The organism is Staphylococcus sp. GDX8P54P, from assembly GCF_017893165.1.
GTDB classification, from domain to species: domain Bacteria; phylum Bacillota; class Bacilli; order Staphylococcales; family Staphylococcaceae; genus Staphylococcus; species Staphylococcus borealis.
In genome coordinates this window covers 55,885-66,018 of the sequence record NZ_JAESMM010000025.1, presented here as the reverse complement: position 1 = coordinate 66,018, position 10,134 = coordinate 55,885, and the positions used below count along the sequence as shown (strand labels likewise).

At 34.4% G+C, this 10,134-nt stretch carries 27 protein-coding genes and 2 pseudogenes; all 29 read right to left on the bottom strand.

Annotation, left to right across the window (positions count from 1 at the left end; genetic code table 11):
• Positions 1-14: 14 nt before the first annotated feature.
• Positions 15-203, bottom strand: a complete 189-nt coding sequence (locus tag KA909_RS09695; protein ID WP_210130154.1) for a DUF1514 family protein — start codon at positions 201-203, stop codon at positions 15-17.
• Between the two features lie 4 nt (positions 204-207).
• Complete coding sequence (locus tag KA909_RS09690) at positions 208-693, bottom strand: hypothetical protein (RefSeq protein ID WP_210130153.1); 486 nt, start codon at positions 691-693, stop codon at positions 208-210.
• On the bottom strand, positions 693-866 hold the full coding sequence (locus KA909_RS09685; RefSeq protein WP_210130152.1) for a regulator: 174 nt from the start codon (positions 864-866) through the stop codon (positions 693-695). Before KA909_RS09685 ends, KA909_RS09690 begins: the two co-directional genes overlap by 1 nt.
• Positions 859-1,140, bottom strand: a complete 282-nt coding sequence (locus KA909_RS09680; RefSeq protein ID WP_210130151.1) for a DUF1381 domain-containing protein — start codon at positions 1,138-1,140, stop codon at positions 859-861. Before KA909_RS09680 ends, KA909_RS09685 begins: the two co-directional genes overlap by 8 nt.
• Positions 1,140-1,448: a hypothetical protein gene (locus KA909_RS09675; protein WP_204193017.1), complete on the bottom strand. Its 309-nt coding sequence runs from the start codon at positions 1,446-1,448 to the stop codon at positions 1,140-1,142. The genes KA909_RS09680 and KA909_RS09675 overlap by 1 nt, the downstream gene beginning before the upstream one ends.
• Before the next feature lie 88 nt (positions 1,449-1,536).
• Entirely contained in the window at positions 1,537-1,851 is a 315-nt protein-coding gene (locus KA909_RS09670) for a MazG-like family protein (RefSeq protein ID WP_210130150.1), read from the bottom strand.
• Entirely contained in the window at positions 1,852-2,043 is a 192-nt protein-coding gene (locus KA909_RS09665) for a hypothetical protein (protein ID WP_210130149.1), read from the bottom strand. It abuts the gene before it with no gap.
• A complete protein-coding gene (locus KA909_RS09660; RefSeq protein WP_210130157.1) occupies positions 2,030-2,287 on the bottom strand; it encodes a hypothetical protein in 258 nt (85 codons plus the stop codon). Before KA909_RS09660 ends, KA909_RS09665 begins: the two co-directional genes overlap by 14 nt.
• Before the next feature lie 87 nt (positions 2,288-2,374).
• Positions 2,375-2,584 carry a hypothetical protein gene (locus tag KA909_RS09655; protein ID WP_210130148.1) on the bottom strand — a complete coding sequence of 70 codons (210 nt, stop codon included), beginning with the start codon at positions 2,582-2,584 and terminating at the stop codon, positions 2,375-2,377.
• Positions 2,585-2,770, bottom strand: coding sequence for a hypothetical protein (locus KA909_RS09650; protein WP_210130147.1), 186 nt, complete (start codon positions 2,768-2,770; stop codon positions 2,585-2,587).
• The gene (locus KA909_RS09645; protein WP_210130146.1) at positions 2,757-3,017 is read right to left on the bottom strand and encodes a hypothetical protein; all 261 of its coding nucleotides are present in this window, start codon (positions 3,015-3,017) and stop codon (positions 2,757-2,759) included. Before KA909_RS09645 ends, KA909_RS09650 begins: the two co-directional genes overlap by 14 nt.
• Complete coding sequence (locus KA909_RS09640) at positions 3,014-3,388, bottom strand: YopX family protein (RefSeq protein ID WP_210130145.1); 375 nt, start codon at positions 3,386-3,388, stop codon at positions 3,014-3,016. The genes KA909_RS09645 and KA909_RS09640 overlap by 4 nt, the downstream gene beginning before the upstream one ends.
• Positions 3,385-3,570: pseudogene (locus KA909_RS13550) on the bottom strand (hypothetical protein). Before KA909_RS13550 ends, KA909_RS09640 begins: the two are co-directional and overlap by 4 nt.
• The gene (locus KA909_RS09635; RefSeq protein ID WP_245339371.1) at positions 3,567-4,031 is read right to left on the bottom strand and encodes a nucleoside 2-deoxyribosyltransferase; all 465 of its coding nucleotides are present in this window, start codon (positions 4,029-4,031) and stop codon (positions 3,567-3,569) included. The pseudogene KA909_RS13550 and the gene KA909_RS09635 overlap by 4 nt, the downstream one beginning before the upstream one ends.
• A 2-nt stretch (positions 4,032-4,033) precedes the next feature.
• Positions 4,034-4,246 (bottom strand): annotated as a pseudogene (locus tag KA909_RS13545) (DUF3310 domain-containing protein); the annotation flags it as partial.
• A gap of 33 nt (positions 4,247-4,279) precedes the next feature.
• Positions 4,280-4,462 (bottom strand): hypothetical protein, encoded by a 183-nt coding sequence (locus KA909_RS13540; RefSeq protein ID WP_053017320.1) that lies wholly within the window; start codon positions 4,460-4,462, stop codon positions 4,280-4,282.
• Positions 4,463-4,466: 4 nt separating this feature from the next.
• The gene (locus KA909_RS09625; protein WP_210130143.1) at positions 4,467-4,718 is read right to left on the bottom strand and encodes a hypothetical protein; all 252 of its coding nucleotides are present in this window, start codon (positions 4,716-4,718) and stop codon (positions 4,467-4,469) included.
• A 149-nt stretch (positions 4,719-4,867) separates the two neighbouring features.
• Complete coding sequence (locus KA909_RS09620; RefSeq protein WP_210130142.1) at positions 4,868-5,062, bottom strand: hypothetical protein; 195 nt, start codon at positions 5,060-5,062, stop codon at positions 4,868-4,870.
• Entirely contained in the window at positions 5,062-5,466 is a 405-nt protein-coding gene (locus tag KA909_RS09615) for a RusA family crossover junction endodeoxyribonuclease (protein ID WP_210130141.1), read from the bottom strand. Before KA909_RS09615 ends, KA909_RS09620 begins: the two co-directional genes overlap by 1 nt.
• A 10-nt stretch (positions 5,467-5,476) precedes the next feature.
• On the bottom strand, positions 5,477-5,719 hold the full coding sequence (locus KA909_RS09610) for a hypothetical protein (protein ID WP_034172827.1): 243 nt from the start codon (positions 5,717-5,719) through the stop codon (positions 5,477-5,479).
• Positions 5,694-5,873 (bottom strand): hypothetical protein, encoded by a 180-nt coding sequence (locus KA909_RS13535; RefSeq protein WP_136737414.1) that lies wholly within the window; start codon positions 5,871-5,873, stop codon positions 5,694-5,696. Before KA909_RS13535 ends, KA909_RS09610 begins: the two co-directional genes overlap by 26 nt.
• Positions 5,867-6,640, bottom strand: a complete 774-nt coding sequence (locus KA909_RS09605; protein WP_210130140.1) for an ATP-binding protein — start codon at positions 6,638-6,640, stop codon at positions 5,867-5,869. The genes KA909_RS13535 and KA909_RS09605 overlap by 7 nt, the downstream gene beginning before the upstream one ends.
• An 11-nt stretch (positions 6,641-6,651) precedes the next feature.
• Entirely contained in the window at positions 6,652-7,371 is a 720-nt protein-coding gene (locus KA909_RS09600; protein ID WP_210130139.1) for a helix-turn-helix domain-containing protein, read from the bottom strand.
• Between the two features lie 6 nt (positions 7,372-7,377).
• Positions 7,378-7,587 (bottom strand): helix-turn-helix domain-containing protein, encoded by a 210-nt coding sequence (locus KA909_RS09595; protein ID WP_210130138.1) that lies wholly within the window; start codon positions 7,585-7,587, stop codon positions 7,378-7,380.
• Positions 7,577-8,257, bottom strand: coding sequence for a putative HNHc nuclease (locus KA909_RS09590; RefSeq protein ID WP_210130137.1), 681 nt, complete (start codon positions 8,255-8,257; stop codon positions 7,577-7,579). The genes KA909_RS09595 and KA909_RS09590 overlap by 11 nt, the downstream gene beginning before the upstream one ends.
• Positions 8,258-8,268: 11 nt before the next feature.
• On the bottom strand, positions 8,269-8,718 hold the full coding sequence (ssb, locus tag KA909_RS09585) for a single-stranded DNA-binding protein (protein ID WP_149809775.1): 450 nt from the start codon (positions 8,716-8,718) through the stop codon (positions 8,269-8,271).
• A complete protein-coding gene (locus KA909_RS09580; RefSeq protein WP_210130136.1) occupies positions 8,715-9,365 on the bottom strand; it encodes an ERF family protein in 651 nt (216 codons plus the stop codon). The genes ssb and KA909_RS09580 overlap by 4 nt, the downstream gene beginning before the upstream one ends.
• Complete coding sequence (locus KA909_RS09575) at positions 9,366-9,851, bottom strand: siphovirus Gp157 family protein (protein WP_210130135.1); 486 nt, start codon at positions 9,849-9,851, stop codon at positions 9,366-9,368. It lies immediately after the preceding gene.
• Complete coding sequence (locus tag KA909_RS09570) at positions 9,835-10,074, bottom strand: hypothetical protein (RefSeq protein WP_210130134.1); 240 nt, start codon at positions 10,072-10,074, stop codon at positions 9,835-9,837. The genes KA909_RS09575 and KA909_RS09570 overlap by 17 nt, the downstream gene beginning before the upstream one ends.
• Positions 10,075-10,134 lie beyond the last annotated feature (60 nt).

Below are 10,134 nucleotides of genomic sequence, written 5' to 3'. Positions count from 1 at the left end.
AATGATTACCTCCATTACTTAAAATGTTTCTTCGCTCTCTCTATCTCACGTTCAATATCTTCTATATCACTTTCTCTTACAAACTTACTAAAGAGATATACGTTGGTGTATTTCAGTGCATCTAATTCATTACGCAAGATTGAGTTACTACCTAATGCAATCAGTAATGCTATTGCTAAGATGATTGATATTGTTATCCACATAAAGTTAGTCCTCCTCTTTATATTTCCATGATTTAGCTATATGCCCACATGTACTACATTTCCATTTTGCAGATATCGGATAATCAACTCCACCTAATCTAGCCATACCATATTTATTTGGAGGACTTACCCAAGAATTTTTGTTTTTATATTCAATTTCTATCTCTAATGTATCGCATAGACATTTGCCACAAACAGGTTCATCATTCAACTCAGATTTCATTTGTATTTTATATTTCCATTCGTTGAATTGTTTCCATGTCTCAGCTATCAACTTATCATTTCTTTCTTTAATTAACGGTTTAACTTGTTTTTCTAAATTATTTATTTTACTATCTAAACGAGCGTTATAATTATTTGAATAAATTCCATCTTTTTTTATTTTCTCGTTTAACTCTGACTGATTATTAACTACGTAATAAATAACTATGCTACCAATAATTATGATTATGAATAAAAGAATAACCCCTATTGTAATCAATGTACTCATTACTCACTCACCTCAGCTTTAATTCTGTTAATATCGTATTGATTGCTCTCACTAGCAAAGTCTTTAGGTGCAGTATCAATATCATCTTCGCTTTCTAGCTTGATGATGAGTGGTTTAATAAGTAGGTATAGTAACTCTGCAAATAAAAGGTTAATTAATATACGTTTAAACATCATACTCACCTCCAAATCTGTGATATTTATGTCCACAATGTTTGCATTCCATATATTCAAGTGGAGTATCATAATCTTTGGCTACTAAATTTCTACCTAGTTGTTTACAAACAGGACATTCGCTTAATCCTGTGATTTTCTTATGTTTCTTTTTAGCTTCTTCTTCGCTCCATTCCTCTACCAACGTCATGTGTTCATTCTCTCTAGGTTGTTCTACATTTACATGCACATAACCTGTGCTATCCGTAAATTCTCTGATTAGGAATTGTGTCATTACTCCAGCACCTCTTTTACATTACTTTCGTATGTTCCAATATTACGTTTTACAAATTCTTTATGTGCCTCTGCGATTTTATCTTTCATCACTTGTCTGAATATATTTTTAAATTCTTTCTGAGTTTTGCTAGGTACTGTTAAAATTTCATATTCATCTCTTCCTAATGGTAATTTGCAATCGAACTTCATTTTGTTCAATTGCTTAAACCGTTCTTCCATATACGTAAAGTGCATAGCTAACTTTGCATCAGATAATTCTTTTAATTGTTGTTTAGGCATGTTGAAACTTCCGATAAAATTACTCACTTTATCTACTCCTCGTTACTCCGTTTTACTCTTCGTTACTCCACATCACTCTTTGCGAAGTATTCTTTTAATCTCTGCTACTATGTCTTTACTCTTTAAGGTCTTCTTCTTTGATGAAACTCCCATCTTTAGACATAACTCCTTTTCTATCTTTAATCTCTCCGTAAGCCTGTTCTAAACACTCTTGTAACGTCATATTATTTTGTTGAGCTAATATCACTAAAGTTACGATAACGTCCCCTATACCGTCTCTGAGAGCGTCTATATCGTTTCTACATAAAGCGGCAGCAACTTCTCCACATTCTTCTGACGTTTTAGCATATTGTGTGAATGAATTACCTTTGTGTAAATCTTTATCAATACTCCATTGTTGTACTTGTTCTACTAATTGATCTAATGTCATTTATTGTTCCTCCTTGATTTCTTGAACTTCTACAATTTCTCTTTGTAACTTCACATTGTTAGGGTGGCTATTAAATGCTTCTTGACCTTTTTCTTTAGCTTCTTCAACACTATTCGCTTCGACTATATAACATGGATGAAAGAAGAAAGCTGGATGTATAAACGTTTCAAATATCACTCTATATTTTTTCATCACTACCACGCTCCCAATCACTTGGAATTTCATTAAAAATATCTCTTAAAAATTTATGGTCTTTTGCGTCTAATGTTTCCCATGGTTCTAAATCTTTTACGTGATAAAGATTAACTTTTATCTCATCAAACGCCTCTGCCTTCCTTTTCACTTCTGCCATATCATTGATGAGTTCGTCACGTTCTTTTGATACATCATATAAATTACCTTCTATTTCATAACTTAATTTAATCTCTTTATTCAATTTTTCTTCCAAATCTATATTTCGCTTGCGCAATCTTTCGAGGTCATCAAGCAATGCGTCATAACTTTTTTTGTGATAATGTTACTGTCATTTATTTTTCCTCCTTAAATTTTCAGAATATAGTTCAGCTTCTTTCGGCGACATATTCTCCATACCTGGAATACTTTTATAACCTTCTTCTGCAAAGTATTCTTCTCTCGCTTGTTTTTTAATTTCTGTTAATAAATCTTTAAAGCTTTTTTCTTCTTTATTTTCTTCTTCCGAAGATTTATCTTTTAGTTTCAAATTGTCATTCATTTATTGTTCCTCCCAGTATTTAATTAAAATGTATGAACGTTCTCTATTATTTGCGTTCTCAAAATGGTTAACTGAATAACCTACTACATGTAAGTTTGGATATATGGATAAGTAACTTTCTAATTTTTCAGTAGCTAACTTATCGTCGTTATTCTCAAAATCTCTTAATTCTTTAACTTTCCACATCACTACCACGCTCCAATTTTTGATATTTCAAAACCTCTAATTTTATCCTTGCAACCAACTCATACGAATTAGCACTTTCATCAACGGCATTGACAATCTCATCAAATGCCTGTACTTTATGCTTTAGCTCTCTGTTACGTTTAGTTAGATTCACATTTCTAACCATTAATTCAGCAATTTCTTCATGCAATTTTTCATTATCGTTAAGTAAGCCGTGGTAACTTTCATCTGATAGTATTACGGTCATTGCGATTCCTCCAATAACTCTGGGTTTTCGTAGATATTGCCTAATATCTTAAAAGGTCTACCTGCACCTATACCTGATAAATAGAAATTACGTTCTTTACGACTAAAACAAAGAGCGTCGTTACAATGTTTAATAAAGCCTATTTCTTTATATATATTTTCGACAATATCCCCTTCATAAATCTCAACACCGTTCTTATCTTTTAAGCCTGTTGATTGCATAGCTTCATAAAAATACATAGGTTGCGCAAACTGACCTGTTGGCTCAAAAATAATTATTTCATCTTCGCCAAGTTCTTTTGTTAAATCTAATTCTTTCCAATCGAGCATTTTTTTATTATTTTTATCCCACACTCTAAATTTAGGTATCATCTCAAACACTCCCTGTTCCTTTTTATGTCACACTCACTAACTTTCATCGTCACTCTACTTCCTGCTACCTTAACCACAAAGCCTTTGACACCTAGCTTGCGTAATTCATGTTGTATCTGTGTAGGTGTCTTGCCTTATGTAGCATAGCGATAGCGTTGGTTAATTGTATCGCTAAGTATCATGAGACTAACTCCCTACATATCTCATCAAACGTTTGAATACCTCTGCCGTCAGTGATATCCATTATTACGCCATACACATATTGATTGATACTGAACTCTGCACGATCTTGTTCATCTGAAATATGTCCCGTTCCTTGTCTAATGTCGGTACATTGAACGTAAATTTTAATATCCTTCTCACTTGCTCTTTTGAGATGCTGTGCGTACCCCATTTCGCAAATTGTCCCTTGTGCATGTGGTAAGTAATCAAATATCATTACATCGCTTGTTTCCATGCCTAATGTGTCATTAAACACAATACGTTCGGCTAACTTATCTTGCTTAGCATTTGCTTTATCATTGATGTCTTTATCGTCATGTGGTGCGTACACTTTAAAGCCTAATCGTTGTAACTCTTGCTTTTCCCACTCTCTGCGCATCTGTTGGCCTATACTTAGCATGTCACCACCTAAATAGATCATTGTTAGTCCTCCCATTTCGTAAATGCACGATTTAAGTACCAACGCGCTTTATCTAAATCTTCTTTGCCGTTTTTATAATTAGCACGACTGATATATTTGATTGCATTACCGATACTGAACGCAAGTTCTGGTTTGTAATCTTTAGTTACTTGTTCAATAAAATCAATGACTTCAATATCTCCGTACGTGTAATGTTTCGGCTTATTTACCATGTCTACTTTTTTATTACTAATAATTGTCATTTTTATCTACACCTTTACTATGTCGTATCTATCATCAATCTTTACTAACTCACTACCAACGCGCACCATAAGGTAAGGTTCGCCATTAAAGTTATAATTCAATTCTTCCACAACCGCCGGGAATGATGTTTTAGCTTTAGGATATTTAAACCAAATGTCATCTCCTGGATTTAATTCATGTAATTCCATTCCGCTACCCCCTCTGCACATTGCCGTACTGATCTGTTTTGACTTTAACAATAAGATTGTTTTGCACTAGATTTTTAAAGTATTTAGTGTTCACTCTGTGCCTAGCAACTTCACGTTCTGCACGTTTAGCCCTAGCAATACGTTCTTCTCTACGTTTACGTTTCAACGCTCTTTCGTGTCTAATTTCTGCTTGCTGTATCTCATACAATTGCTTAGCTGTTAATTGCTTTTCATTTCTTTCGTACGTCTGCACCATATTGATATACTCCCTTACCATGTATTAATTCCGGACCACGCAGGCCTTCGTCATATCTCTTACGAACCGTGCTATCTGATACATCAAAATATTTGTACACATCACACAATCTGTAACGTTTACCTTTTAAATTCACTTTTTTCATGGTGTCACTTCCAATCTGCATAACTGATACTAACGTCAGTAATGTTTTTGATATTATCCAGTAAGTCGTCAGGATCGTTTTTATATCTATTAGCGTAATGTTCGATGTAGTTTTCTCTATCTGCATGTTTGTTTATCCAAATAGGTTGTTCTACTTCGACGGTTAAATCGAATGTGAGTTTTAGTGTTTCTTCCTGCATTACACTTCCTCCACTTCTAAAATAATTTTCGGTTCCTCTGCATATTGCTTAAAACTGTGTATTTCAACGATTTTGTTATCGTCTTTCCATAGATGATCATTCGCTGCATCTAACACAGTTTTGATTAAATTATCTATATCTGGTTTAGTACGTTTGTACTGACCTATCGCTATCAGTTTCTGTTTTTTCGACCAACTCTTAGGCGGTTTAAAATAAAAGTAAAGCGACACCTTAAGTTGTGTATTCAACATTTTTTTAGGTAACTGGTTCTGTATAAACTTCTTATGCGCCGTATATGACGCTGGCATGTATGTTTGAACAAATCTACCTGTATTCCTGAAACGTGGACGAGGCGAGCCAATAGGTGCCTCATACGTTTCGTTAAAGTTAATTTCTATCCGCACGTTGTCACTCCTAGAATAAGAATTCATCTATTGTTGTCTGCTGTTGTAATTCTTCTTTTCTAAATAATTTATGCTTACGTTTCATCTTTGCTAACTCATCTTTAGTCACAGATGCTTTGAAATGCTTATCACTCATTCCACCTTTATTAGCAAGATAGAAAGTACCGTCATCTCTAGGTAGAACCCTAAGCATTTCCCAACCGTCGCTTTCATATAGGCTATATGCGTTAGGTTGATTTTCTATAAGTCCCATATTCGACCACAGCCTCCCTCACACGACGTTCTGCAAGTTTCTGGAAGTATATATCCTCCAATTTGTCTTGATCGCCCTGTGCGTATTCTATGAGTTTCTGAGCATACACATCTGAACACTCAAGATTAAGTTTGATGTCGTCTATCGTCACCATGCGTCACGTCCTCTGAAATCATCTCCCAGCACTCGAACTGTTCTCGCATTTTGTTTCATGCGTGAATTGATCCGTTGCCAGTTCATATTCTGATTTAATTCTTTGTCACTAAAGTTAGTAGTAAAGATGTTATTCTTACCTACTCTGTTATCTACAATTGAAAATAGTTTATTTAATGTGTGTTCAGTATTTTCTACACCTACATCATCAAGTACAAGCAAATCAATATCACTTAATAATTTAACTAACTCATCTGTAGTCTCTACTGCATTTTTGTTGTATGTTGCTTTGATACGTTCCATTAGCATTGGTATGTGCATAAAAGCAACTGTATGTCCTTTAGCTTTAACTGCTTTTGCGATAGCATATGCTAGGTGGCTTTTTCCTGTTCCGTACGACCCTTGTAATATTAATGATTTTGGTTCTTTTGTAGAGAAACTTCGAACATACTCTATTGCCGTTTGTTTAGCGTTTACTTGTTGTTCGTTTTGTGGTTTATAGTTATTAACTGTTGCATTCTGCAAAGACGGATTAACGTTTGATTGGTTAAAAATATAATCTAGTTTCTTTTGTTTGTTACGTTTATATTCTTCATAAGCTAATTTTTGTATCTCACATTCACAACCATCTTTATATTCGTATCCACTTTCGAATTTATACAAATCATACTGATGTCCGCATTTATCACATTTCAGTCTTAGTTCTACTTCAATAGGTTGATATTTTTTTAAACTCTTTTTTATCTTTTCACTAAATAACGGTTTCATATTATCCCCCTCTAATCCCAATAACTTTCGTCATACTTCATTCTATTTAGTTGATCAATGCCACTAGGTTGTAGTTCTTTGCTAAAGTCATTTAAATAACTTTCTTGAGATAAAAATGTTTTAGGATATTTTTGGTATTGTTTATCGGTAATAGTTTTTAGATATTCTTTAGTACCGTTCATGATAGTTTCAAATTCATGTTCCTTAAGCGCTGATTTGAATAAACTGAACGCCTTTTTTTTATCTAACTTTTTATCGTAAAGTTCCCACCATTCCTCAAAACGCTCACGCGTAACGTCAGTTGCGCTATTATTAATTGTCTTACTGTTACTTGTAATACTGTTATTTGTAATACTGTTATTTGTAGTGGGTTGACTGTCGACCGATTGAATTTCAACCGGTTGACAGTCGACCGGTCGGATATCAACCTGTCGAGGACTATGAAACAGTGTGTATAAATTACTTCCGTAGATGTTTCCATTTTGTTTTCTATCAACTTGTAAGTAACCTGCGTTTTCTAACTCACGTCTAGCACGTTGATAACGTTGTTTTCCAATGTTGAGTTCATGTTTTATCAATTCAACGCTAGGGAATGAACTCTCATCTGCACCAGCATAAGCTGATAAGTAACTGTACAATGCTTTAGCTTCTATACTGATATTTCTATCTTTCATCACTCGTTTAAATACAAGTCCATAACCAGTAATGCTAGTTTTTACCTTGTCACTCATATTTCTTCACTCCCCATACAACAAATATTCTTCGCTATATTTAAGATGTTTAGCTATTTTAGGTATCGTTTCTTTTTTAGGTAGATGAACGCCATATTCCCATTTTTGAACTGTCGATTTAGTTGTGTCTGTTTTACTAGCTAATTCTTTTTGTGTCATTCCTAACCGCGTTCTGCGGTCACTGATACGCTCTCCTACATCAAATCTATCTATCATTCACTTTCTCTCCTTTCAGCATGGCATTTAATTTATCGTCAACTTTTATCCAGCTGTTCTCTAAGTGGTAATATTCATCAAAACTTTTAACGCCCATTTGGTGTTGAGTTGAATGATGTTCTCTGCAAAGTGCTAACACTTCGTAACCGTAGTGGTCCATTGTTTTGCGATTTGCACCACGTCCTATTGCGTAATGATGTGCTAAATCGGCATTTGCTTTACCGCAAAGTACACAGTTACGATTGACCGTAGCCCAATATAAAAATGATTTATCTTGCTTGAGTAAGTCGCTTGTTTTATATGCAAGTGGTATATCGTTATGGAATATCCAGTCCAATGTAACCTCGATAATTCGGCTTGCTTGTGTACGTGTGCAATCACTTAATGAGATGCGCTTGTCGTAACCGTAGTAAGTCCGAACGTATTCGATGAACATATGGCGCATGTAGTCCATAGGTTGCCCTGTATGTGCCTCTATGTCCTTTACAAGTGCAAATATCTTACGGCGTTGTTTGTCGGTTATTCTGAAAGGGTCTACGACTTGCACATCTACCTCTACCTCAAACCCGTTATCCAGTAAGAGTGAAGTTTTGTTATCTAGTTCTACACCCTCAATGACAACGGTAGTTGTACCGTCATCTTGAGTGATGTAATTTTTGATTAAAGGCATTTACTCACGTCCTAGAATGGTAAATCGTCATCAGTGATTTCAATTGGACCGTTAGCATTTTGCATTCCGTTTCCAAACGGGTTATTGCCTGTTGGTGCTTGTCCTCTTTGTTGTTGTGATTGATTGTTTTTTTGATTGTTATTCTTTGGCTCTAAGAACTGAACACTGTCTGCTACTACTTCTGTTACGAATACACGTTGGCCTTCTTTATTTTCATAGCTACGTGATTGAATACGACCGTCTACGCCAGCTAAATTACCTTTCTTCAAATAATTATTGACGTTATCAGCTTGTTTTCTGAACACTACAATGTTAATGAAATCAGCCTCGCGTTCACCTTGTGCGTTTGTGAATGTACGATTGACCGCTAGTGTGAAAGTGGCAACATTCACACCGCTTTGTGTTGTTCTGAATTCTGGATCTTTCGTTAATCTACCTACTAAAATTACTCTGTTTATCATTCTTTAATTCCTCCAAGCCATTTATTAATTTGTTGTCTTGTAACGTTTATTTGTTGTTTGTTTAAATCATTTACATTCATATTTTTCAGTTTTTCTATCTGTTCTTGATATTTGCTTGCAGAGTTACTTCTTTCAGCAATTTCGATAAAACTATCTGCTTCTTGTCTAAGTAACTCTTTCAATTGATTATTTGATGTTGCATATCTCTCTTGCTTTTCTTTTGCATCTGCATCATCTTCATCAGTTGGAATATTGAAGAATTTCATTAAGAAGTATCTTTCTGCGTAAGTTAAAGCTGTTCCGTGTGCTTGTGAGATATCGCTTTGTTGACCGTAAGCGTGATAACTTACGTCAAACTTTTCTTCAGGTTTTTCTGCATTGATCCATGTATAATTTAAGTCCATTTCAACAATAAATTCTGTTACCTCTTGGCCACGTTTATTTTTAAAAGTGTGTGTAGTCCAGTTCTCATTACTTGTACTAGGGACTAGTAGCAGATTATGTTCAATCATTTTCTTTCTAATTCTGTGTAGTATTTGTGACCCTGATACATAAGAGAAGTTGTAGCCTTTTGTATCTTTAGTAAAACCATCAATATTAGCTTTAACGTCTGCTATCTTTTGGAATAAGTTAAGTTGTTCAGCCATCTACTTCACCACCAAACTAACAGTATGTTTCAACTTTGCACCCGGAACGTCTTTGCCGTTTTTCAAATCATCTGTAAGCATTTTAGAGTTGAGTTTTGGTGCTTGTGATACCCAATATTCTTTAGGTATTAATTTTTCATCTATGACCTCTTTACTTGGTCCATTATTACGTTTGTAAATGTAGTTAGTAGACGTACGGTACTTATCCAATTGACGTTGTTCTAACATGTCGAGTAAATAACCTTTTAATTTATCAGAAAGGTTAGATTTCTGTTTTTTGATTGCTTGTAGACGTTTGATTTCTTTATCAATAGTTTCAACATCAGCATCTACTGAACGTTTTAAGCCGATTGTATTATCAACTTTTATATTTAATTCTTCTTCGATGCTATCCAATGTATCTTTTAAATCTTCGAACGAATAACCTTCGTCTAATTTGTTTAAAACTTCTAAATAGGCTTGGTTTAAGTTATATGTGTTTGACATTGATATACTCCTCCAATCGTTGGTATGCCCTGTCTGCTCTAGCATCTGCACTTTGATATAGGCTTATATATAAATTGATGTTGTCGTTTAAATCTTTAATATGCTCTTTAGCAGTATCTAGTTGTCTTTTTAAATGTTTGTTTTCTAAACTGATTAAAACTAAGTCTTTGCTATCTTTTAGCAGGTTGTTATATTCTTTTAAAGATATAGTTACCTCTTGCATATATGTGCCTCCCGTTATATGATTAAGATGAAATTTTTGTTAAGTGCTTGACTGTTAGTC